Here is a 22,593-nt window from a genome sequence, read left to right on the forward strand (position 1 = left end):
TCATGAAACAGATAGAACTACCTTCTTTTTTGTTGTCTTTGAAGTAGTGTTCAAGGAACTAGAGGAACACTACCGTTTGTCTGACGTAAGACAAACGGTAGTGGATAGAACATTGGTATACCAGTATTTCATAGAATGATGTATTTTAATTATAAGTTAGACTATTTAGCAATGTTGTTTGTCACATGATCTATTGATAAGATTTAAAATATTTATATAATAGCGTCGGAGTTGTTTTGTCCGGTCAAATTTCAGTTATATTATATTGGTTTTATTACAAATGGTTATAACTCATGTATAATTTCTAGAAAAGGGGGTTATGTTGTGAGTGAAATGTTGTATATATTAGAAACGGTATTATTGCCTATCTTTATTATGATTATTTTAGGATTTATACTGCAGCATAAATTTGATTTAGATTTGAACACTTTAGCAAAATTAAATATATACGTGTTTGTGCCAGGGTTTATTTTTGTGAAATTCTACAAAACTCATTTTGCACTTAGTTTATTATTTTACATAATTATATTTTTTGTATTATACATAATCATTCTATATATTATTGGACGTTTACTTGCCAAGTTTTCAAAGGGTGACAAGGGGGAGGTCACAACATTAACGAATAGTGTACTCTTTTTCAATTCTGGAAATTACGGGGTACCTGTTAATGATCTTGTATTTAAAGGTGACCCTTTGGCTATGTCTGTTCAAGTGTTGGTATTATCAATGCAAAATATTTTCACATTTTCATATGGTGTATTTGCTATTCAATCGCTACGTATTGGTAAATTAAAAGCGATGTTAGGTTACTTTAAAATGCCAGTACTTTATGCATTGTTATCAGCAATTATATTAAATTATGCACATGTACCAATACCAAAATTCATTTGGACACCAGCAAATTATGTCGCGGATGCAATGATTGCAATTGCTTTGTTAATGTTAGGTGCACAAATTGCAAGAATTAACTTTAGTTTTAAGTGGTCAGCTGCATATGCTTTTATTTTTGTCCGATTAGTGATTGGTCCAGTTATTGCCTGGGGAATAATTGCATTGATGGGACTAGAAGGTGTAATTGCGCAAGCATTATTTATAACGTCAGCTATGCCTACTTCTGTGAATAGCTCAGTCATTGCCCAAGAATATGACAATCATCCTGAATTGGCAGCGGAAATTGTCTTTCTTTCAACGTTACTGAGCTCTGTGACAGTCGTTGTTGTCATATATTTCTCAAAAATATTGTTTTAAATCAAATAAACTTTAGCGAATTTAGTTTAGTAGTGTTTATTAAATTATACGAAAGGGCCTTATTTTCTGAATAGCAAACTATATATTGTGCCGATTTTATAACGTGCTGATGTCTAAGGGAATCGTATGAGTGAGAGATTACAGGTTGAACCATACCCCATGCAAGCATGCACGGTCACAATCGTAAGATTTTAAATATAAAGAGGACTAATCCATAAAGGATTAGCCCTCTTTTTTGAGATTGGGTATTTATGTCCCAAACTGTTTTATATTTTAAAATTCAACAACTGAATATTGTTTCAATACCTTTTTAAATGGGCTTGGTTCTGCTTCGCCAGACTTAATTTTTTTATTCATTTCTTTATGTTCTTCAACATGTTCAGGTCGTGCTACCCAAGTTTGAAAATCCTTTTTGTCTTGCCACTTACTAACGATGACATATTCAACTTCATCACCCTTGGATTTAGTCCATACTTCAGCATTGATAAGTCCTTTGACGTTGTCATTTAATTCAGCTAAATTCTTTTTGGCTTTGTTGTATAGTCTTTCTTCATTTTCTTTATTTGTAGAAAATGCTACTTCTGTTATAAACATGTACTGCCTCCTAAAGTTAAATATTATATTAATGCTAGCATTTTTAAAATTTTTTCTCTAGTAAATTTTTAGAATTTGATTTTTTAATTAAACATGTTATAAATATGTCGTATAAAAAATCAAAAAGTATAACATGCTATTTTTTATTAAAAAAATACTTTGAAAAAGGACGATGAGCATGATTGAAGCGGTATTAGGAATAGATATAGGAACTGGGTCAGTAAAAGTCATAGCAGTAAATAAAGCGGGTGATGTGATTCAAACTGTTAGTGAACAATTAGAAATCATACAGCCTCAAAATGGATACAATGAACAACACCCTGATGATTGGTTTAAAGCAACAAAAAAATGTATAAGCAAACTTATAAAAGATCCACAAATGGAAAATGTAGATATTAAAGGTTTGTCATTATCTGGTCAGATGCATAGTCTTGTTATTCTCGATAAGCATTATAAACCAATTCGAAATGCAATTTTGTGGAATGATACAAGGACAACGGAACAATGTGCGGAAATTAAAAAAATGTTGGGAGACTATGTTTTATCGAATCCTGTATTGGAAGGATTTACACTTACTAAACTATTATGGATTAAAGACCATGAACCAGAACATTGGTATCAAATTGAAACGTTTTTATTACCCAAAGACTATGTGCGATTTAAACTGACAGGTAAGTTGAATATGGAATACTCGGACGCATCCAGTACACTGATGCTAGATCCTAAGACACAAAATTGGTCTGAAGAAACAGCGGAAATATTTGGTGTTGGTGATATATTTCCGAATCTTGTGGCATCCGAAGCATACGTTGGCAATGTATCATTGGATTTAGCGCGTGAGTTAGGGTTGAATGAGGATGTTGCGGTCTTTGCAGGTGGCGGTGACAATGCTTGTGGCGCATTAGGGGCAGGTATTATAAAAAATGATCAAACGTTATGTAGTATCGGAACTTCAGGTGTAATTTTAAGCTGTGAGACAGACTCAACGATAAGGTATCGAAATAATTTACATTTCTTTAATCATGTACTTTTCAATCAATCTTATGTGATGGGTGTCACACTTGCTGCTGGTGATAGTTTGAATTGGTTACGCAGTAATATATTGATCGATTTCTCGTACGAACAAATTTTTAAAGAAGCGCAGTTATCAACAATTGGTAGTAATGGTTTATTATTCACGCCTTATTTATCAGGTGAACGTACGCCTCATGGTGATTCAAACATACGGGGTAGCTTTATTGGTCTGAGTGGATTACATACAAGAGGAGATATGGCACGTGCAGTGATTGAAGGTATTACATTTTCATTATTTGAAACAATTTGCTTTATGAGGGCGCAAGGAAAAGAAATTACTGAAATTGTAGCCATTGGTGGTGGTGCAAAAAACGATTTTTGGCTACAGTTACAAGCAGATGTGTTTAATGCTAAAATCCATAAGTTGAAGTATGAAGAAGGACCATGTATGGGGGCAGCAATACTCGCAATCAATGGTTTGAAATGGTATGACAATATTGAGTCAATTGTCGAAAATTTTATTTCTTTCAAGCAGACTTTTGAGCCTAATTTGGACAATCATAAGCAATATACACAATACTTTCAAGTTTATAAAAAAGTTTACACACAAACACATACATTAACTGCAAATTTATTAGAATTATCAAAAAAATAAAAATTGTCGCTTGCTAATTTAATTTGAAAGCTATAGCATAGAATTAACTTATAATTTACAAAATGAATTAAGTTGAACTTGAAAATAATTGCATAATAAGTTAAGTTTAAAATAATTATTTACTAAATCAGACAAGCAACAATAAATATTAAAATTTCATAGTAACCACTGGAAGTGCCTTTATTAAAGGCTGAGACCGATGTAGTGACGGAGGGATTCCTTGAACCTGATCCAGTTTATACTGGCGTAGGAAAGTGGCGTTATAAACAATTGATATCCGTTCATTCAACGTTATTTTTCTACACAGAAAAATAACGTTTTTTTATTTTATCGAGGTGAGCATCGTGTTTGTAGCAATAACTAAAAATAAATATCTATCAAAAAAAGATATTATGCACTATCTTGCAATTGAATCACATATTGATTATTTAATTGTTCGTACACCAATGACTTCAGACGAATTGGTGAATTGGATTAATTTATTAGTGCAATATCATTTCCCAAAGAAAAAAATCATTATTCATGAAAATATAGACGTATTAATGCGTTGTGAATTAACTGCAATTCATTTTAAAGCATTGAATAATCAAGATTTATTTATCAAACAGCGATTTCCGCATATACAAGTGAGTAAATCTACACATACAAGTGATGCAATCGCTGAGGCAGAGCGACGAAATTTAGATTTTGTGTTGTTTAGTCATATATTTGAAACAAATTCTAAACCCAATTGTTTACCGAGAACAGCAAACGAAATTGAAGCGGCATTACAATATTCAATTCCAGTTGTCGCTTTAGGAGGTATTAATCACCGTACTATGAGTGACTTACCATCTGGATTTAAGGGTATAGCGGGTATTTCACTATTTGAAAAAAATAGCGTCCCATTTTTAGAGCGACTAAAGGAGGTATGGAAGTCTTATGTATGATGTTGTAATTATTGGTTCTGGGGTAATGGGAATGTCAGTTGCAAGGGCTTTGAGTGAATATGATATGCGCATTGCAGTTATTGACCGAGACATACCTGGTATGCATGCCTCATATAAGGCTGGTGGTATGTTAGGCGCACAAAATGAATTTATTAAAGATTCTAGCTTATTTCATATTGCACGTAAATCTCAACTTATGTTTCCTGATTTGTCAGAACAATTATTAGATGAAGTAGCTATAGATATCGAATATTTAAAAAGTGGTTTGATTAAGGTTAATGCAACAGCTAGTGAAGCGGCTCAAATTCGCGAACAGTATCAGTTTTTGAAAAAATATAATGATGCGATAGCACTATTATCAGAGCACAGGGTGTCAACGTTAACCAATGGCAATGTTGACATCAATGGCCGAGATGCATTGCATATACCAGATGACTATCAAGTTAATGCGAATCGTTATACGAAAGCATTGCTTCAATCAATAACACAGCGGAAAGTTCAACGTTATTACAAGACCGAGGTTACTAGTATTGATTCCATTTCACAAGGATATAAGGTAAGCACTCAAGAAAGTTCAATTTATGGAAAAAAAGTACTAGTTGCCGGTGGTGCATGGAGTAGTAAATTACTGTCTTCTAAATTGGAAATGCATCAGGTTACGGGTGTTAAAGGAGAAGCACTACTCGTTGAACATCCAAATTTAGCTATGGATAATACATTGTTTATCACAAATGGATGTTATATCATACCCAAAATGAAGCAGCGGTTTATGATTGGTGCTACGAGTTATTTTGATGATTTTTCAGTAGGTGTGTCTAAAAGTGGTCAAGATTGGCTTGTTCAACAAGCGATTAAATATATACCGAAATTAGAAGAAAGTCGTTTGATACATAAGTGGTCAGGTGTTCGACCTTACTGTAAAGACGAACATCCTGTTATGGATGAAGTAGATAAAGGTTTGTTTGTTATTACTGGTCATTACCGTAATGGCATCTTATTATCACCCTACATTGGTGCTTTGATGAGTGAATGGATTGTGAAAGGTAAAAGACCAGATATTTTATCGGATTTTAAAATTGAGAGGAGTGCTATCGATGCAATGTATTATTAATGGTGATCATTTCAAATTTGCTAAAGAATTAAATATACAAGAACTTATCAGTGAAATAGGATTGGACGAAAATCGTGTCATTGTCGAACATAATGAAGTATTGGTACAGCGTCAACAATTTCATATTCAAGTAGTTAGAGATCAAGACTGTTTAGAGTTGTTAGAATTTGTAGGAGGCGGATAAAATGATTGAAATAGGTAAATTTAAATTAAATTCTAGATTATTATTAGGTACTGGAAAATTTGAAAATGAAAATATTCAACAACAAGCGATTCAAGCATCAGAAACAGAAGTATTAACTTTTGCAGTGCGTCGTATGAATCTTTATGACAAGGATTTACCGAATCCTTTGGCAAAAGTTGATTTAGCTAATTTTGTTACATTTCCTAATACAGCTGGTGCTAAGACTGCTAAAGAAGCTGTGAGAATTGCCGAGATTGCAAACCATGCTGGTGTATGCGACATGATTAAAGTAGAAGTAATTGGAGATGAAGAAACATTATTACCTGACCCAATAGAAACGTATGAAGCGTGTAAAATTTTATTAGAAAAAGGTTATACAGTTTGCCCATATATTTCGAATGATGTTGTATTAGCTAAGCGTTTAGAAACACTAGGTGTACATGCAATTATGCCTTTAGCCTCCCCTATTGGAACAGGTCGAGGTATAAATAATCCTTTGAATCTAAGATATATTATAGAAAGAAGTAATGTGCCAGTGATCGTTGATGCTGGTATAGGTTCTCCTAAAGATGCTTGTTATGCTATGGAACTTGGTGCAGATGCGATACTATTAAATACTGCAATATCTAGTGCAAAAGAGCCAGTTAAAATGGCTGAAGCAATGAAGTTAGGTATTCATGCGGGAAGACTAAGCTTTGAAGCTGGAAGAATTCCTGTGAAATATACTGCGCAAGCATCAAGCCCAACAGAAGGTATTGGATTCTTATGATGAATAAATACCAACGTCAAGCGATGTATAAGCCATTTGGTGAAATAGGTCAAAGCCGACTTCAAGATACACATATAATGATATTTGGAGCTGGCGCGTTGGGGAGTCATTGTGCAGAAATATTAACTCGAATGGGGGCGGGAAGTCTAACCGTAGTGGATATGGATGTTGTTGAACTATCTAACTTACATAGGCAAGCCGTCTTTGATGAAGCGGATGCAGCACAATTACTTCCTAAAGTTGTTGCACTAAAAAAGAAACTTCAAAAAATTAATAGCGATGTGCATATTACTGGCTTATATCAAGAAATAACGAATAATAATATTGAAGCGCTTTTGAAGTCATATCAACCAGATATCATTTTGGATGGTATGGATAATTTTGCTATGCGATATCTAATCAATGAAGCTTGTCACAAACAACACATACCATGGATATATGGGGCGGCAGTTGGCAGTAAAGGCTCAGTATATGGTATAGACTATAAAGGTCCATGTTTTAAATGCATGTTGGAAACGATGCCCCAAACAGGTGAAAGTTGTGCGATTAATGGTGTCTTGCCGACAGTGATATATCAAGTTGCTAGTATGGAAGTTTCAGAATTATTAAGATGGCTATCAGGGCATGGATTTTCAAAAAAAATGATTACAATAGATAGCTTTACGTTAACGTTCAAAACGATGAATATCGATGTGTTAAAGCAACCGCAATGCCAAGTCTGTGCCCGTCAAGACTATGAATACTTGAATAAAAAAAGTACGAATAAAGTTGAGAAACAGTGTGGGTATACATTTTTATTGAGGTTCAACGCAATGATTTTTGATCATGTGGATATACTTCCAACTAAAGTTGTTAAAACCAATGCTTTTGCTAAATTAATGACATACAAAGGATATGATATGACATTGTTTAAAGATGGCAGGATGAATGTCTATGGTATAGAAGATGAACTGGATGCATATACACTTTATGAAACGTTAAACAAAAGTTTAAAATAATTAATAAAAATCGGTAAAAATAAACTTTAATAATTGTGATTTTTAAAAGCTAAACGATCTAATAAATTATGACTTCCCTTCATCGTGACCACTAAGATGAAGGGAAGTAGAATGATTGTCCAATTTCATCCATTTGAGATTAAAGGCAATTAATTTAATTTTATAGGTATGTTAGGCTTTTTATTTTTGTCTTAATTAATAATTTTAAGTTGCAACTAAAGTTCAATAATAGTTCAAAAAGATTTGGCAAATTTGTTAACAACCTCAATCTCATTTGATAACACTATATATAGTATTTTATATTTAAAATAAACACAATATATAGAATTGAGAGGGGATAAAATGAATAAACTTGAACTAGATTTAAAACGCTTAATAACAAAGGACCCGACGGTCGTTAATGAAAACGCAAATAAAGATAGTGCCACATTTTCAACTATGAGAGATTTAACGGCGGGTGTCGTTTCTAAATCTTATGCATTAAACTATCTTTTGCCTGAAAATGTTGCCAATGCACATAAAAAAGGGGAAATACATTTTCATGATTTAGATTATCATCCATTTCAGCCACTAACAAATTGTTGCTTAATCGATGCCAAAAAAATGTTAGCAGAAGGTTTCCAAATTGGAAATGCAACGGTGACCTCACCTAAATCAATACAGACTGCGTCAGCACAATTGGTACAAATTATTGCTAATGTATCGAGTAGTCAATATGGTGGATGTACAATCGATCGTGTTGATGAATTGTTGAGTAGTTATGTTACTTTTAACGAGCAAAAGCATCGTAAAACTGCTGAAAAGGTTGTTTCAACAGCATCTATAGATGCATATATTGATGAACAAATTACACGTGATATTAATGATGCGATTGAAAGTTTAGAATATGAAATTAATACATTATATACATCAAATGGTCAAACACCTTTTGTAACATTGGGATTTGGTTTGGGAACAGATTGTTATAGTCGTAAAATTCAACAGGCTATTTTAAAAACAAGAATCAAAGGTTTAGGTAAAAATAGAATAACGGCAATTTTTCCCAAATTAGTTTTTTCTATAAAAAAGGGTGTAAATTTAGAACAACAAGATCCAAATTACGACATTAAACAATTGGCGTTAGAATGTTCTACAAAACGCATGTATCCAGACATTTTAAACTATGATAAAACAATTGAACTACTCGGAGATTTTAAAGCGCCGATGGGTTGTCGCTCATTTTTACCGGCATGGAAAGATGAAAATGGGAATTTTGAAAACAACGGACGTTGTAATTTAGGTGTTGTAACTTTAAATGTGCCACGTATCGCGATTGAATCTAAAGGAGATATTGAGTTATTCTGGAAATTATTTCATGAACGTATGCAAATTATGCATGACGCATTGGTCTATCGCATTGACAGAATCAAACAAGCTACACCTGATAATGCACCAATTTTATATAAAAATGGAGCCTTTAAATATAAACTGACAGATGAAGATGAGGTATTTTCAATATTTAAAAATAAAAGAGCAACTTTATCGATAGGATATATCGGTTTATATGAAGCAGCTACGGTGTTTTATGGTCCTAACTGGGAAACAAAATCAAAGGCAAAAGCATTTACATTAGATGTATTAAAGGCTATGAAAGAGTATCAACTGAAATGGACTGAAATATACGATATATGGTTCAGTATTTATAGCACGCCAAGTGAATCACTTACAGATAGATTTTGTAGACTCGATCAAGAAGCGTTTGGCGAAATCCCAGATATTACAGATAAAGGTTATTATACAAATTCATTCCACTATGATGTAAGAAAGGATGTGAGTCCTTTTGAAAAAATAGATTTTGAAAAAGATTATCCGGTGTATGCAAGTGGTGGTTACATACATTATTGTGAATATCCAAAATTAAATCATAATATAAAGGCATTAGAATCAGTTTGGGATTACGCATATGACAAGGTGAGTTATTTAGGTACGAATATTCCAATTGATCATTGTCATGAGTGTGACTTTAAAGGTGATTTTAAAACGACAGAAACCGGCTATCAATGTCCGGATTGTGGTAATGATAATCCAAAAACTGTGGATGTTGTTAAACGGACATGTGGTTATTTGGGCAATCCTGTACAACGTCCTACGATTAAAGGTCGACATAAAGAAATATGTGCACGTGTAAAACACTTGAAAGATAAAACAGTATGAAAATACTTAACTTAATCCATGGGCAAGGTTATATAGCTAGAATTGAATCACAAAGTTTTGTTGATGGAGAAGGTGTGAGATGTAGTGTTTATGTCTCAGGGTGTCCCTTTGATTGTAAGGGATGTTATAACAAAGCAGCACAAAATTTTAGATATGGTGAGCAATTTAATAATGATGTATTGGAAGAAATATTGGATAATTGCGCACCAGATTATATTGATGGATTAAGTATATTAGGTGGAGAGCCATTTTGTAATTTAGATATTACATTGAAGTGTGCACGTGCATTTAGAGAAAGATTTGGTAATGGTAAATCTATATGGGTATGGAGTGGATTTTTATTTGAATATTTGGCACATGAAAATACGGAAAGACGTGCATTTTTAGAGTTGATTGACGTACTTGTAGATGGGCCTTTTATGTCACATTTGTATCGATCAAATTTACCTTATAAAGGATCGCTTAATCAGAGGATTATTAATGTGCAAGCATCATTGCAACAGGCATGCTTGTGTGAATATATTGCGACATAGGTTAAGTACATATTAAAAATAGCCCCTAAATGAATTTGGAAAATTCATTTAGGGGCTTATTTTATAACCTAATATGTGATATAGATTACTATTTTTTTAAATGTTTTTTTACTTCAGGTATGATTTTATCGCCAATTAATTCAATGTTTTTCATAATTTTATCAAAAGGCACGCCACCAAAATCAATTTGTGCCATAAAGCGTTGATGTTGATAAAGTTCATGTTGATAGAGTATTTTTTCGACTATTTGTTGAGGGCTTCCTACCATTAATGCATCTCGATAATCAGTAGCATGTTCAAATTGGTCTTTAGGATAGCCTTGTCCACGGATGAATGAAAAACCAACATTGAGATGTGGATAGTATTCATTTAGTGCTGCTTGTGATGTGTCCGCTGTATATAATAAGCTCGCTGTAGCAACCGGCATTTTTGATGGTGAAATGTCGTATCCACTTTCTTGAGCTGAAGTTCTATAGGCATCAATAGAATCTTTAAACATATTAGCAGGTCCACCCAATGTTGTAATCATCATGGGAATTCCTTGTTTACCAGCTTTAATTGCACTTTCTTGTCCCCCACCAACTGCACGCCATATAGGAAGTGAATTGTCTACAGGTCGTGGGAATATTTTTATATTATTTAAATCAGATCTGAATTTCCCAGACCATGTGATACGTTCAGATTCATTTAATTTACGTAATAAATCTAATTTTTCTTCATATAGTGCATCATAATCATTTATATCTAAACCAAATAATTCAAATAACCCTGTACGTGAAGCACGGCCTGCTACGATTTCTGCACGACCATGTGAAATTAAATCAAGTGTTGCAAAATCCTCAAAGACTCTCACTGGATCAGCCGCACTAATAATAGAAGAGGAGCTAGAAATTTTTATATTTTTAGTGGCTTGGGTAATCGCACCTAACACAACACTATGTGCTTGTGTAGTGAAATGTTCTTGGTGACTTTCTCCGACAGCAAAAACATCCAACCCAGCTTGATCAGCCAATTTACTTGCTTCAATTAATTCTTGAATACGTTGTTCATAGCTTACTTTTTTACCATTGTGTGGATTTAATAAATGATCTCCTAATGAATAAATTCCAAATTCAAGTGGTGTGTTTTTATTTATATCTAGTCGTGCCAATTTAATTACCTCCTTGTTATAAATCGTGTAAATTTCTTTCTATTTCGTCACGTCTGTCTTCCATAAAGTCTGGAAGATTAAGATTTTCGCCCAAATGCTCTGGCGCAGTATCTACTGTGAATCCAGGTTGTTCGGTAGCAAATTCAAAAAGAATCCGATTTTGTCTAAAGTATAATGATTTAAAGAAATAGCGATCAATGATACCAGAATTAGGCTTTGAATAACGGTTGATTGTTGATAGTACAGCATTTAAATCTTCATCTTGAGGTGTAGTTACAGCAATATGATGCACGTAGCCTTGGCCAGGGCGAGCGCGCTCACCTTGTTGTTCTATAACAACAAAATCAGTGTATAGTCCATCGCTATCTAATGTCATTACAGTTGTGTGTTCATCATTGTCTATTGTTCTATGTTGGTAATTTAAATCATTTTTTAAAAATTCTATTGTAGGTTTACTATCTCTCACTCTTAATTCGACTGGTCCCATGCCAAGAATTTGGTGTTGCATAGGTATATCAGTATATGGATTTTTACGCCAAATTGATGGGATTTTGTAATCGTTATTTACTAAAAGTAATAAATTTAATCCGTCTGGATCTTTAAAATTAATTGCGGGTTGAGATAAATAAGTAATAGGTTCCCATTGTACGTCATTTTCCTCGAAACGTGTTTTGTAGAAATCTAAAGCATCCACATTAGGTACAAGTAGTGATAGTCGATAAATGGAGTCTGTACCTGGACGGTTCTGTCCGATATTGGGTATTTCAAAAAAACTTAATAATGTTCCTGGTGCGCCTAGCTCATCACCAAAGAATAAATGATACATTGTTGGATTATCTTGATTCACAGACTTTTCAACTAAACGTAATCCGAGAACTTGAGTATAAAAATTTTTATTGATTTGTGCATTTTTTGTATACATTGAAATATGATGATGACCTGTTACGTGCATTTGAAGAACCCCCTAATAAATTGACAGTTAATAATTATTTACTTGCTAATAGCCATAATTTATAGATATAAAACATTAATAGATATAAAAAGTATACTTCGTACATATAATATACTACTTGTTTTTATAAAAAGCAACAGTCGTTGTTTAAAGGTGTATTTAAAAAGCAGCAACACATATACAAAGCTAGTGTTGCTACTTAATTAAGATTAATCATGCATTTTGAAATTTAAGTAGTATAAACTAAATTCCAAATCTTTTTTTAGGTGATCTTCTAACAATGAAACTGCGAGTTCAATATTTCTATTAAACAGAGCGTCAACAATGGCACGATGTTCCTCAATTAAACCAGGACGTCTTTTATTTATTACAGTTTGACTAAAGAGATAAATAAAACTTTTGTATTTTTGATATGTGTCTAAAATAAATTGATTATTTGTAGCATGCATAATCTTTTGGTGAAACTTATCATTAATATCGATGATTTTATCTTCGGATTCATGATCGATATCTATCTCGGTGTAACTACGTAATTCCTCTAAATCAGACGAAGTATAAACAATTGCAGCTTTTCTCAACGCATGACTTTCCAACATAATACGCATTTCGAAAATTTGTCTATATTCTTCTGTAGTAGGACTAAAGATATATGAATTTTTGATAAAATATTCTAATTCTAACTGTTTCAAAGCTTCTCTGATTGGCGTACGACTAACGTTATATTTCTTAGCTAGTTTAGCTTCTGTTATTTTTTCATTTTTACTTAATTCTCCAGAAATAATGTCATTTCTAATCTTCTCATAGACTGATAGTTCATTTATATTCAATTGCTTCACCTCATCATTTATAGTGTACTATAAAAAATTATGTATTAAAATGTATACATTTTATTTGTTTTAGTATACACTAATTATTGAAAGCGATTTCAGAAAGGGTGTTCAATTATGAATATAGGATTTATTGGTTTAGGTATTATGGGCAAACCCATGGTTAAAAATTTATTAAAAGCAAATGTCACAGTATACGTGAATGATTTAAATAAAGATGCAGAAGAAGAGGTTGCACAATTAGGTGCTAAAGCAGTTTCTATACAAAAAATGGCTGCAGAAGTGGAACATATCATTATTTCACTACCTAATGGCGCTATCGTTAAGTCTGTTTTATATAGTGGAGAAGCAGCATTGCTGAAAGAGAATGTAAGTAATGTGAAATCAATTATCGACACGAGTTCATTAACACCAAATGAATCTTTAGAAATTAGTAAAGTGCTTGGGGAACGTCATATCAAATATATAGATGCACCTGTAAGTGGTGGTGAACCACTAGCTATCAGTGGCGAGTTATCTGTCATGATCGGTTGTGATATAGCAGATGTAGCAGTGACACAACAAGTGTTGGAACCTATTGCTGTATCAGTGATTAGAGTGGGGGATGTTGGATCAGGTAGCGTCGTTAAATTAGCCAATCAAATTATAGTTAACACTAATATTGCGGCATTGTCAGAGGCAGTAGTATTAGCTAAACGCTTCGATATTGACTTAGAAAGTATGCATGAAGCTATTAAAGGTGGGCTAGCAGGTTCAAGCGTTATGGAAGCTAAATTTCCAAAAATGATAAATGAGAATTATCAACCAGGCGGTACTTTAAATATTAATCTTAAAGATATGAAAAATGTAGCTTCGACAGCAGATACTGTAGGTCTTACATTACCAATAGCCAATCAAATTAAAGAAATTTATAAATCAGAAGTTGCACACGGCAATGGTATGAATGATCATTCTGGTATTATTAAATATTTTGAAAAAATTAATCATATGTAGGTGAAATAATGTTAACAAATGAACTAATTCAAGCAACTGTAAAAGACAATATAGATAAAAACTTGGAGAATTTTAACTACAAAATTATTGTATTAGATGACGACCCAACTGGAACTCAAACGGTTAAGGACTTGCCAGTATATACAGAATGGTCAGAAGATTTAATAGAAGATGGGTTTAAACAAACGAATGGCATGTTCTATATCTTAACAAATTCTAGAGCATTAAATGATGAACAGACGATTGATTTACATCAACAAATTAGTAAGAACATTGAAGCTGTTTCCCAAAAACTTGGTCATCCATATATCGTCATTAGTAGGGGTGATTCGACCTTGCGTGGACACTTCTATTTAGAACCTAAAGTTTTAAGCGAAGCAACAGATGTGCAATTTGATGCAGTATTTTATTTGCCTGAATTTTTTGAAGGTAACCGATACACATATAATGGTACGCATTACTTGAAGGAAGGCAATGATTATATACCTGTTGCCCAAAGTGAATTTGCTACAGATACGACATTTGGTTTCGAATCAGTAACAATGGCAGATTTTATTGAAGAGAAGAGTAATGGTGAAATTAGCGCACAAGATGTCTATCACATTGATTTGGAGACGATACGACGTCGAGACCAATCATTTTTATGGCATGTGTTTGAATCTGTTTCCAATTTCGATGCGGTTGTAGTAGATGCATTGAATGATGAAGATATGGATTACTTTGTCAGTTGTTTAACTGCATTTTTAAATGAAAATGACAAAAAATTCATGTTTCGAACAGCTGCATCATTTGTTAAGGCGATTTGTCAAACACCAGGAGAAATAATCAATTTAAATACATATAGTAGCAACGATAATGGTGGCATTATAATCGTTGGTTCTCATGTGAAGAAAACATCTACACAGTTAAGACATTTATTAGCGCATACGTCATTAACTAGTATTGAATTTGATGTGAAACAAGTGACAAAAGCAACTTTAGACGATTATATTCAACAACAAATTCAAGTTGCTGAGAGATTAATTAAACAAGGTGAAGATGTTGTCATCTATACTTCGAGGGATGTTATTAAAACTGAAGATTTGAATAATAACTTAAGTATATCGACTAATATTTCCAATGCGTTAGTAGCTATTATTCAAGGATTGATGATACAGCCTCGCTTTATTATTGCTAAGGGTGGTATTACTTCTAGTGATGTTGCAACGAAGGGATTAAATATCAAGAAAGCAATGGTCATAGGTCAAATTACGCAAGGTGTACCAGTTTGGTTGACTGGAGAAGAAGCAAAATATAGCGCTATGCCTTATGTGATTTTCCCGGGAAATATCGGTGAGGAAAGTACATTAACAGAAGTTTATCAAATTAATTCTAAAGATAGAGATAAATAGAAAGTAGGGGTTCACATGATGGGAGAAATTTGGCCACTCATTGCAGTTGTCATTGGTGTCATCGTATTGTTGATATTAATAATGGGATTCAAGCTCAATACATTTATCGCATTAATTATTACATCCATGGTAACAGGTATTTTACTTGGCATGAGGCTAGATACAATCGTTACTACAATTGAAAAAGGCATGGGTGATACTTTAGGGCACATCGCTATTATATTTGGTTTAGGATCTATATTAGGGAAGTTGCTATCAGATGGTGGTGGTGCAACACGAATTGCAGATACATTAATCAACGTTTTTGGTAAGAAGTATGTTACATGGGCAATGATTGTTGCTTCATTTATAATTGGTATTTCTTTATTTTTAGAAGTAGCTTTTGTATTGTTAGTACCACTTGTATTTACACTGGCAAAAAGAATGAAGATATCAAATTTAAAAGTAGGTTTACCTATGGGTACATCTATTGCAGTGACACATGGGTTCTTGCCACCACATCCAGGACCAGTTGCGATTGCAGAAGCGGTTCATGCTAATATTGGACATGTATTAATGTATGGCATTATTATCGGTGTCCCATTAGCAGCAATTGTCGGCGGTATTTTTCCAAAAATCGCATTGAAAATTGCACCAACTGCATTTGAGCGATTGGGGAATCAAGCTGCGGTAGGTGAAGTGAAATCATTGAAACACAATGAACTACCGAGCTTTGGTATTAGCTTATTAACTGCTTTATCGCCAGTTATACTTATGTTACTTGCTACAGTTGTTCAATTAATAACAGGTAATGAAGATGGGCATGCACAAGGTATTGAAGGGTTCATTTACTTTATTGGAACATCAGTCACTGCGATGTTAATTGCAGTATTGTTTGCCATCTATACGATGGGAATTAGAAGGCAACAAAGTATGAAAGAAATTATGGATACCGTAACGAATGCGATAACGCCAATTGCTATGTTAATACTAATTATTGGTGGTGGTGGTACCTTTAAACAAATATTAATTGACGGTGGTGTTGGGGACACGATTTCAGAAATATTTAAAGGTAGTGAGATGTCTCCGCTTATACTTGCATGGTTGGCTGCAGCATTATTGCGTACTGCACTTGGTTCTACTACGGTTGCAGCAATATCATCTGTGGGAATTGTTTTACCACTATTACAAACCACAGATGTAAATCTTTCGCTAGTGGTATTGGCGATTGGAGCAGGAAGTATATTTTGTTCTCATGTTAATGATGCAGGATTTTGGATGTTTAAAGAATACTTCGGATTAACAATCAAAGAAACATTTTTAACCTGGACATTATTAGAATCCATACTATCCGTTGTTGGTTTAGGATTGATTTTAGTATTAAATTTTGTAATCTAATCATTTGATAAAAAATAGTAAAAATCTTTGTGCACAAGTCAGATGATGCGCAAAGATTTTTAATTTTTGCAAAGTTTGAGTGTATTTCTACATTGACTTAATCTTCAGAAAATGGTAATTTATTACCTATTAAATTAATCGGAATAATAACTAATTTTGGAGGAGTCAAAATGGGGAGAATGAAATTAGGTCTTTTTTTAGCAGGATATGGGCATCATTTAGCGAGCTGGCGTCATCCAAAGTCGGTAGAACAAGGTCCAGTAGATATCGATCATATTGTAAATATTAGCAAGATTGCAGAACGTGGAAAATTTGATTTAGTATTTTTATCAGATGCATTATATATAGATGAAAATGCACATCCAGATTTAATGAGCCGTTTAGATCCATTCACTTTAATGACAATTATAGCTAGAGAAACATTAGACATTGGTTTAGCAGCAACTGTTTCAACAACGTACTCTCAACCGTTTCATCTAGCTCGTGCATTTAGTTCTTTAGATCATGTCAGTGGGGGACGTGCAGCATGGAATATTGTGACATCGGCAGTCAACAGTACGGCGCAAAATTTCAATGGTACTGTGAATGTTGAACACGATTTGAGATATGAACAAGCAGGCGAATTTGTCGATGTTGCTAATAAGTTATGGCACTCATGGGAAAAAGATACATTTGTTAAAGATAAAAATCGTGGTGTCTTTGTAGATCAATCAAAGTTACAACCTATTAATCATGATGGTAAATATTATAAAGTGAAAGGGCCACTTAATTTGGAGCGTTCACCACAAGGTAGCCCATTATTGATTCAAGCAGGTTCTTCATCTGCAGGTACAGATTTAGCATCACGTATCGCTGATGTTGTTTTTACCGCACAAACAAGTGCTGATGAAGCAAAGCAATTTAATGATGGTTTACGTGATAAGATTACCAATCAAAGTCGTAAGCAATCAGATGTTTCCATTATGCCTGGACTATTTCCTGTGATTGGTGACACAGAAGAGGAAGCTAAAGCAAATTACGAAGAATTACAAGATTTAATCTTGCCAGAAGAAGGATTGAAATTATTGTCTCCATATGTAGGTGATGTTGATTTATCTAAATATGATATAAAAATTCCATTTGAACAAGTAGAATCTTCGGATGGTAATGGAATCAAAAGTAGATATGAGCTCATTAAAAAAGAAGCGATTGAACATAATCTAACATTAGAAGATGTAATGAAAAAAATAGCTGGTGCAAGAGGACACTTTATGGTCATCGGTACACCAGAACAAATTGCGGATACAATGCAATATTGGTTTGAACAAGGTGCTGCTGATGGTTTTAATATTATGCCACCACTATTACCAACGCAATTAGAATTATTTGTTGATAAAGTTATACCAATCTTACAAGCACGTGGCTTAGCACAAACCGAATATGTTACAGGTACGTTGAAAGAAAAGTTTGGTTTGGAAAACGATTAATAAATAGATGAAATAATTTTTTGGAAAACGATATCTAATAAATAACGCGCTCACTAATTATGGCAGTGAGCGCGTTATTTTTGCTTGTCTAAATTTCAGCTAAACAAAAGTCTAGCCAGTCGATATAGGATTGTTCTCTTAATAGGGCTTTTTTTAAAATCAGAATATGTTGTAAGTCTGCTTTAGGATCTAATTGATTGTAAATTGCTTGCAAATGTATTAATTTTTGTTCTTTTTCAACTTTCTTTTGAGTAAGCAATTGTTGTTTACTTTCATCTTCTAAACTATCGAAAAAATAAACTTTTATTGCAAATGGATCTTTATTACTTTCGTCTTCTTCAGCATTTTCAATCCAGTGAAATAGAGTTTCCTTACCTAAATCAGTAATACTATAAACCTTCTTAGTCACTTTACTCGTTTCGTCAATATTTGAAATATAAATATGTTCACTCTTTAGTAATTTTTTAAGCTCATTATAAATTTGACTATGCTTAGCATTCCAAATCTCGCCAATGACTTCACTGAATGATTTATAAATTTCGTATCCGGTCAGCGATTGATTATTGAGTAATCCTAAAATTGTATATTGAAGCACGTTTTTCATAAAGTTCCTCCTGTGTTCTTTGACAGAATTAGTTTATAGGATTATCATGTAAAAGTAAACATGTAATTAATTACATGTTTTAGAAGGAGGAAATGTTAATGAATACTTTAAACGACTTTATAGGATCACATATGATTTATACTTATGATAATGGATGGGAATATGAAATGTATGTAAAAAATGAAAATACCATCGATTATCGAATCCATTCAGGTATGGTTGCCGGTAGATGGGTGAAGAACCAACAAGCAGACATAGTTCAAATTATTGCAGGTGTCTATAAAATTTCTTGGACAGAGCCAACAGGCACAGATGTCTCACTCAATTTCGTTCCAGACCAAAACATCATGCATGGCGTTATATTTTTCCCTAAATGGGTACATGAACGACCAGATATCACAGTATGCTACCAAAATGATTATATCGATTTGATGGAAACATCAAGAGAGAAATATGATACTTATCCAAAATATGTTGTTCCAGAATTCGCTAACATCACTTATGTGGGTCAACCAGGAATTAACAATGAACAAGTTGTTTCTGAAGCGCCATACGACGGTATGACTCAAGATATTAGAGATGGTAAATTCGCTATTTTAAATAGCTAGAGAGCAGTGTTATTGATGATGGAAAAGGTTTTTGAAATTAAAATGCATGTCGGAAAACCGATTGTAGTTGGTCAAGATAATCAAGTTGGTAGACGACAATTGATACCAATCGTCTCAGGCACAGTAAAATCTGCCCATTTTTCTGGTGAAGTCTTACCAGGAGGCGTTGATAGTCAAAGGATTGATTCAAATGGTAAATGCACTCTCTCCGCAAGGTATGCTATACGATTAACTGATGGCGCAACGATTTATATTGAAAATAATGGTATTAGAACAGTACCGGAAAGTTATAAAGAAACAGTAATCCATGGTGGATTTGTGGATCCCGAATTATATTATTTTCGCACTACACCAACTTTTGAAACCTATGATGCATCATATAAATGGTTAATGGAAAAAATATTTGTCGGTTACGCGACTAGAACGACAGATGAAGTTCTATTAACGATTTATATGGTTTGATATGACTAGGTTGAAACTATTATGATTTTTGTATAAAAAAGAATTATAACTTGTACTAAGCATGAATAATGACTAAATAAAATGAATTTAATATTATAAGAACTAAAGCAAATCTCACATTCATATATAGTTGTAATGGATGGCAACCTCTACTAAATAACATATTAGAGGTTGCTATTTTTTTGTGTTGAATGAACACGGATTGCATTTGAATTTGATAATGATTTATATAATAGGGTATGTGAGAAGAATATTTCTGAATAGCAAGCGACAATCATTTTAAAGGTGGATATAATAATGATTCTAGAAGCGGCAATATTAAATGTAAAAGAGCATAAACGAGACAACTTTGAAGAAACATTTCGCAAAGCTTCAAAGATAATTGAAGCAATACCTGGTTACATTCAACACACGCTAAATAAATGCTTAGAAGAAGAAGGTAAATATTTATTACTAGTCGAATGGCAGAATCTAGAAGATCATACAATTGGGTTTAGAGAGTCTGAGGCGTATAAGGAGTGGAAAGCATTATTGCATCATTACTATGAGCCGTTTCCTACTGTAGAACATTTTGAAAAAGTAGATTTAGCAAATTCATAACTTAATAGATGTACTAGTAACAGATGAAGTAACAGGAGAAAGTTTACTAGAACAAAATTAACGACGTTCCAATCAGTGTATTGGGGCGTTTTTTTATTAATGGCGTTGATATATAACATTACGAACGTAAATATTTTTAAAAATTCAATAAATTCAGAAATTATATTGACGCTTAAAAGATAATAGCCTATAATTTCATTATTCTTATTGAAATGGTAAGGATTAGTGAGGAGGATACACAGTGATTGAATTTGAGAACGTAAATAAAGTGTTTCATAAGAAAAAAGAACGTATCCACGCTTTGAAAGATATATCATTTACTGTTAATAAGAACGATATCTTTGGCGTAATTGGATATAGCGGTGCCGGTAAAAGTACATTGGTTCGATTGGTAAATCAATTGGAACGTGTAAGCGAAGGTAAGGTCATCGTTGACGGACATGAGTTAGATACATATAAAGAAAAAGAATTGAGAAACGTAAAAAAGGAAATAGGCATGATCTTTCAACATTTTAATTTGTTGAATTCTAGTACAGTATATAAAAATATAGCGATGCCATTGATATTAAGTGGTGTCGATAAAGCTGAAATAAAAAAGAAAGTTGAAGAAATGCTCGCATTTGTCAATTTATCGGATAAGATGTATCAATATCCGGATGAACTTTCAGGTGGACAAAAGCAACGTGTCGCAATTGCGCGTGCATTAGTTACAAATCCTAAAATTTTACTGTGTGATGAGGCAACGAGTGCCCTTGATCCAGCGACAACAAGCTCAATTTTAGATTTGCTAAAACGTGTTAATGAAACGTTTGGTGTAACTATTTTAATTATTACTCATGAAATGGGTGTGATTCAAAAAATATGTAATAGAGTTGCAGTTATGGAAAAGGGTGAAGTTGTTGAGATAGGCAATGTTAAAGATGTGTTTAGTCATCCACAAACGACCACAGCACAAAACTTTGTTTCAACGGTAATTAATACAGAGCCATCTGAGGCACTAAAAAATACTTTTAATCAACGTAAAGATAATGCGTATATTGATTATCGATTGTTCTTAGAAACTGAGCAAATAGAACAACCAATTATTAATGAATTAACAAACCAATATCAAGCAGAAGTAAATGTGCTGTTTTCATCTATGTCCACGATACAAGATGACACAGTTTGTTACTTATGGTTGAGATTTGAAACAAATCAACATTTTAATCAAGAAGCCATTGAATCGTATTTTAAAAATAAATCAATAACATTTGAGGAGGTGTAGTCATATGCTTGGTTCGAGTATTGATAGCGCACAGTTATTTGAATCTTTATATCAGACCTTATATATGGTTACAGTCTCGTTAATCATAGGTTCGATTATAGGTATACCATTAGGCATTTTATTAGTTGCGACTCGAAAAAAAGGAATATGGCCAAACGCAATCGTACATCAAATCTTAAATCCAATTATTAATATATTAAGATCGATACCTTTTATTATCTTATTAATTTCTATTGTGCCATTTACCAAATTATTGGTCGGAACTTCGATTGGAACGACAGCTGCAATTGTACCGTTAACAGTTTACGTTGCACCATATATTGCACGCCTTGTAGAGAATTCATTGCTAGAAGTTGATGAAGGTATTGTTGAAGCGGCTAAAGCAATGGGGGCTTCTCCTGTACAAATTATTAGATACTTCTTATTACCAGAAGCATTAGGGTCACTTGTATTAGCGATTACGACTGCAATCATTGGATTGGTCGGAGCTACTGCAATGGCAGGTGCCGTTGGTGGCGGTGGTATAGGTGACTTGGCACTCGTATACGGTTATCAACGTTTTGATACATTAGTTATTATTATTACGGTTGTTGTATTAGTCATTATTGTGCAAATTATACAAACACTTGGAAATTACTTATCTAAAAAAATTAGACGAAATTAATAGGGAG

General features: G+C 33.3%; 23 protein-coding genes and 1 riboswitch. Of the genes, 18 read left to right on the forward strand and 5 right to left on the reverse strand.

Features of this window, described 5'->3' with window-relative positions; genetic code table 11:
- Positions 1-324: 324 nt before the first annotated feature.
- Positions 325-1,248 (forward strand): AEC family transporter, encoded by a 924-nt coding sequence (locus MHZ36_RS06640; protein ID WP_239230483.1) that lies wholly within the window; start codon positions 325-327, stop codon positions 1,246-1,248.
- A 273-nt stretch (positions 1,249-1,521) separates the two neighbouring features.
- Here MHZ36_RS06640 and MHZ36_RS06645 read toward each other — a convergent pair whose 3' ends face one another.
- A complete protein-coding gene (locus tag MHZ36_RS06645; RefSeq protein ID WP_239230485.1) occupies positions 1,522-1,842 on the reverse strand; it encodes an antibiotic biosynthesis monooxygenase family protein in 321 nt (106 codons plus the stop codon).
- 178 nt (positions 1,843-2,020) lie between these two features.
- Between MHZ36_RS06645 and xylB the strand changes: the two genes are divergently transcribed.
- The 8 genes from xylB to nrdG all read left to right on the forward strand — a co-directional run bounded on the left by xylB (position 2,021) and on the right by nrdG (position 10,228).
- Positions 2,021-3,511: a xylulokinase gene (gene xylB / locus MHZ36_RS06650; RefSeq protein ID WP_239230487.1), complete on the forward strand. Its 1,491-nt coding sequence runs from the start codon at positions 2,021-2,023 to the stop codon at positions 3,509-3,511.
- A 160-nt stretch (positions 3,512-3,671) separates the two neighbouring features.
- Positions 3,672-3,781: riboswitch (TPP riboswitch) on the forward strand.
- Between the two features lie 74 nt (positions 3,782-3,855).
- Positions 3,856-4,440: a thiamine phosphate synthase gene (locus MHZ36_RS06655; RefSeq protein ID WP_239230489.1), complete on the forward strand. Its 585-nt coding sequence runs from the start codon at positions 3,856-3,858 to the stop codon at positions 4,438-4,440.
- Complete coding sequence (locus MHZ36_RS06660; protein ID WP_239230491.1) at positions 4,433-5,551, forward strand: NAD(P)/FAD-dependent oxidoreductase; 1,119 nt, start codon at positions 4,433-4,435, stop codon at positions 5,549-5,551. The genes MHZ36_RS06655 and MHZ36_RS06660 overlap by 8 nt, the downstream gene beginning before the upstream one ends.
- Positions 5,535-5,735 carry a sulfur carrier protein ThiS gene (gene thiS / locus MHZ36_RS06665; protein WP_239230493.1) on the forward strand — a complete coding sequence of 67 codons (201 nt, stop codon included), beginning with the start codon at positions 5,535-5,537 and terminating at the stop codon, positions 5,733-5,735. The genes MHZ36_RS06660 and thiS overlap by 17 nt, the downstream gene beginning before the upstream one ends.
- 1 nt (position 5,736) lies before the next feature.
- Entirely contained in the window at positions 5,737-6,504 is a 768-nt protein-coding gene (locus tag MHZ36_RS06670) for a thiazole synthase (RefSeq protein ID WP_239230495.1), read from the forward strand.
- A complete protein-coding gene (locus MHZ36_RS06675) occupies positions 6,504-7,502 on the forward strand; it encodes a HesA/MoeB/ThiF family protein (RefSeq protein WP_239230590.1) in 999 nt (332 codons plus the stop codon). Before MHZ36_RS06670 ends, MHZ36_RS06675 begins: the two co-directional genes overlap by 1 nt.
- Positions 7,503-7,844: 342 nt before the next feature.
- The gene (gene nrdD, locus MHZ36_RS06680) at positions 7,845-9,695 is read left to right on the forward strand and encodes an anaerobic ribonucleoside-triphosphate reductase (protein WP_239230497.1); all 1,851 of its coding nucleotides are present in this window, start codon (positions 7,845-7,847) and stop codon (positions 9,693-9,695) included.
- Complete coding sequence (gene nrdG, locus MHZ36_RS06685; protein WP_239230499.1) at positions 9,692-10,228, forward strand: anaerobic ribonucleoside-triphosphate reductase activating protein; 537 nt, start codon at positions 9,692-9,694, stop codon at positions 10,226-10,228. Before nrdD ends, nrdG begins: the two co-directional genes overlap by 4 nt.
- An 88-nt stretch (positions 10,229-10,316) precedes the next feature.
- Here nrdG and MHZ36_RS06690 read toward each other — a convergent pair whose 3' ends face one another.
- The 3 genes from MHZ36_RS06690 to MHZ36_RS06700 all read right to left on the reverse strand — a co-directional run bounded on the left by MHZ36_RS06690 (position 10,317) and on the right by MHZ36_RS06700 (position 13,157).
- Complete coding sequence (locus MHZ36_RS06690; protein WP_239230501.1) at positions 10,317-11,378, reverse strand: LLM class flavin-dependent oxidoreductase; 1,062 nt, start codon at positions 11,376-11,378, stop codon at positions 10,317-10,319.
- A 16-nt stretch (positions 11,379-11,394) separates the two neighbouring features.
- A complete protein-coding gene (locus MHZ36_RS06695) occupies positions 11,395-12,330 on the reverse strand; it encodes a VOC family protein (RefSeq protein ID WP_239230503.1) in 936 nt (311 codons plus the stop codon).
- A 209-nt stretch (positions 12,331-12,539) separates the two neighbouring features.
- Complete coding sequence (locus MHZ36_RS06700) at positions 12,540-13,157, reverse strand: GntR family transcriptional regulator (RefSeq protein WP_239230505.1); 618 nt, start codon at positions 13,155-13,157, stop codon at positions 12,540-12,542.
- 117 nt (positions 13,158-13,274) lie between these two features.
- On the opposite strand from MHZ36_RS06700, the gene MHZ36_RS06705 reads away from it, so the two are divergent.
- The 4 genes from MHZ36_RS06705 (at position 13,275) to MHZ36_RS06720 (ending at position 18,384) form a co-directional block, all read left to right on the forward strand.
- A complete protein-coding gene (locus MHZ36_RS06705) occupies positions 13,275-14,150 on the forward strand; it encodes an NAD(P)-binding domain-containing protein (RefSeq protein WP_239230507.1) in 876 nt (291 codons plus the stop codon).
- Between the two features lie 8 nt (positions 14,151-14,158).
- Positions 14,159-15,541 (forward strand): four-carbon acid sugar kinase family protein, encoded by a 1,383-nt coding sequence (locus tag MHZ36_RS06710; protein WP_239230509.1) that lies wholly within the window; start codon positions 14,159-14,161, stop codon positions 15,539-15,541.
- Between the two features lie 15 nt (positions 15,542-15,556).
- A complete protein-coding gene (locus MHZ36_RS06715; RefSeq protein ID WP_239230511.1) occupies positions 15,557-16,918 on the forward strand; it encodes a gluconate:H+ symporter in 1,362 nt (453 codons plus the stop codon).
- A 170-nt stretch (positions 16,919-17,088) separates the two neighbouring features.
- Positions 17,089-18,384 (forward strand): LLM class flavin-dependent oxidoreductase, encoded by a 1,296-nt coding sequence (locus MHZ36_RS06720; protein WP_239230513.1) that lies wholly within the window; start codon positions 17,089-17,091, stop codon positions 18,382-18,384.
- Positions 18,385-18,472: 88 nt separating this feature from the next.
- Here the strand turns inward: MHZ36_RS06720 and MHZ36_RS06725 are convergent, their stop codons facing one another.
- On the reverse strand, positions 18,473-18,988 hold the full coding sequence (locus tag MHZ36_RS06725) for a PadR family transcriptional regulator (RefSeq protein ID WP_239230515.1): 516 nt from the start codon (positions 18,986-18,988) through the stop codon (positions 18,473-18,475).
- 98 nt (positions 18,989-19,086) lie between these two features.
- On the opposite strand from MHZ36_RS06725, the gene MHZ36_RS06730 reads away from it, so the two are divergent.
- The 5 genes from MHZ36_RS06730 (at position 19,087) to MHZ36_RS06750 (ending at position 22,586) form a co-directional block, all read left to right on the forward strand.
- Positions 19,087-19,596 carry a phenolic acid decarboxylase gene (locus MHZ36_RS06730; RefSeq protein ID WP_239230517.1) on the forward strand — a complete coding sequence of 170 codons (510 nt, stop codon included), beginning with the start codon at positions 19,087-19,089 and terminating at the stop codon, positions 19,594-19,596.
- 15 nt (positions 19,597-19,611) lie between these two features.
- Positions 19,612-20,058 (forward strand): DUF3237 domain-containing protein, encoded by a 447-nt coding sequence (locus tag MHZ36_RS06735; RefSeq protein WP_239230519.1) that lies wholly within the window; start codon positions 19,612-19,614, stop codon positions 20,056-20,058.
- A 297-nt stretch (positions 20,059-20,355) separates the two neighbouring features.
- Positions 20,356-20,658, forward strand: coding sequence for an antibiotic biosynthesis monooxygenase family protein (locus MHZ36_RS06740; RefSeq protein ID WP_239230520.1), 303 nt, complete (start codon positions 20,356-20,358; stop codon positions 20,656-20,658).
- Positions 20,659-20,899: 241 nt separating this feature from the next.
- Positions 20,900-21,922 carry a methionine ABC transporter ATP-binding protein gene (locus MHZ36_RS06745; protein ID WP_239230522.1) on the forward strand — a complete coding sequence of 341 codons (1,023 nt, stop codon included), beginning with the start codon at positions 20,900-20,902 and terminating at the stop codon, positions 21,920-21,922.
- Between the two features lie 4 nt (positions 21,923-21,926).
- Positions 21,927-22,586, forward strand: coding sequence for a methionine ABC transporter permease (locus MHZ36_RS06750; protein WP_239230524.1), 660 nt, complete (start codon positions 21,927-21,929; stop codon positions 22,584-22,586).
- The last annotated feature ends 7 nt before the right edge of the window (positions 22,587-22,593 follow it).

The organism is Staphylococcus sp. ACRSN (assembly GCF_022346615.1).
GTDB lineage: Bacteria > Bacillota > Bacilli > Staphylococcales > Staphylococcaceae > Staphylococcus.

What these genes read in the sequence shown, in the direction of transcription:
- MHZ36_RS06645 (WP_239230485.1), bottom strand. Translation starts at nt 1,842, where the DNA reads ATGTTTATAACAGAAGTAGCATTTTCTACAAATAAAGAAAATGAAGAA.
- xylB (WP_239230487.1), top strand. Translation starts at nt 2,021, where the DNA reads ATGATTGAAGCGGTATTAGGAATAGATATAGGAACTGGGTCAGTAAAA.
- MHZ36_RS06660 (WP_239230491.1), top strand. Translation starts at nt 4,433, where the DNA reads ATGTATGATGTTGTAATTATTGGTTCTGGGGTAATGGGAATGTCAGTT.
- thiS (WP_239230493.1), top strand. Translation starts at nt 5,535, where the DNA reads ATGCAATGTATTATTAATGGTGATCATTTCAAATTTGCTAAAGAATTA.
- MHZ36_RS06670 (WP_239230495.1), top strand. Translation starts at nt 5,737, where the DNA reads ATGATTGAAATAGGTAAATTTAAATTAAATTCTAGATTATTATTAGGT.
- MHZ36_RS06675 (WP_239230590.1), top strand. Translation starts at nt 6,504, where the DNA reads ATGAATAAATACCAACGTCAAGCGATGTATAAGCCATTTGGTGAAATA.
- nrdD (WP_239230497.1), top strand. Translation starts at nt 7,845, where the DNA reads ATGAATAAACTTGAACTAGATTTAAAACGCTTAATAACAAAGGACCCG.
- nrdG (WP_239230499.1), top strand. Translation starts at nt 9,692, where the DNA reads ATGAAAATACTTAACTTAATCCATGGGCAAGGTTATATAGCTAGAATT.
- MHZ36_RS06695 (WP_239230503.1), bottom strand. Translation starts at nt 12,330, where the DNA reads ATGCACGTAACAGGTCATCATCATATTTCAATGTATACAAAAAATGCA.
- MHZ36_RS06705 (WP_239230507.1), top strand. Translation starts at nt 13,275, where the DNA reads ATGAATATAGGATTTATTGGTTTAGGTATTATGGGCAAACCCATGGTT.
- MHZ36_RS06710 (WP_239230509.1), top strand. Translation starts at nt 14,159, where the DNA reads ATGTTAACAAATGAACTAATTCAAGCAACTGTAAAAGACAATATAGAT.
- MHZ36_RS06715 (WP_239230511.1), top strand. Translation starts at nt 15,557, where the DNA reads ATGATGGGAGAAATTTGGCCACTCATTGCAGTTGTCATTGGTGTCATC.
- MHZ36_RS06720 (WP_239230513.1), top strand. Translation starts at nt 17,089, where the DNA reads ATGGGGAGAATGAAATTAGGTCTTTTTTTAGCAGGATATGGGCATCAT.
- MHZ36_RS06725 (WP_239230515.1), bottom strand. Translation starts at nt 18,988, where the DNA reads ATGAAAAACGTGCTTCAATATACAATTTTAGGATTACTCAATAATCAA.
- MHZ36_RS06730 (WP_239230517.1), top strand. Translation starts at nt 19,087, where the DNA reads ATGAATACTTTAAACGACTTTATAGGATCACATATGATTTATACTTAT.
- MHZ36_RS06735 (WP_239230519.1), top strand. Translation starts at nt 19,612, where the DNA reads ATGATGGAAAAGGTTTTTGAAATTAAAATGCATGTCGGAAAACCGATT.
- MHZ36_RS06740 (WP_239230520.1), top strand. Translation starts at nt 20,356, where the DNA reads ATGATTCTAGAAGCGGCAATATTAAATGTAAAAGAGCATAAACGAGAC.
- MHZ36_RS06750 (WP_239230524.1), top strand. Translation starts at nt 21,927, where the DNA reads ATGCTTGGTTCGAGTATTGATAGCGCACAGTTATTTGAATCTTTATAT.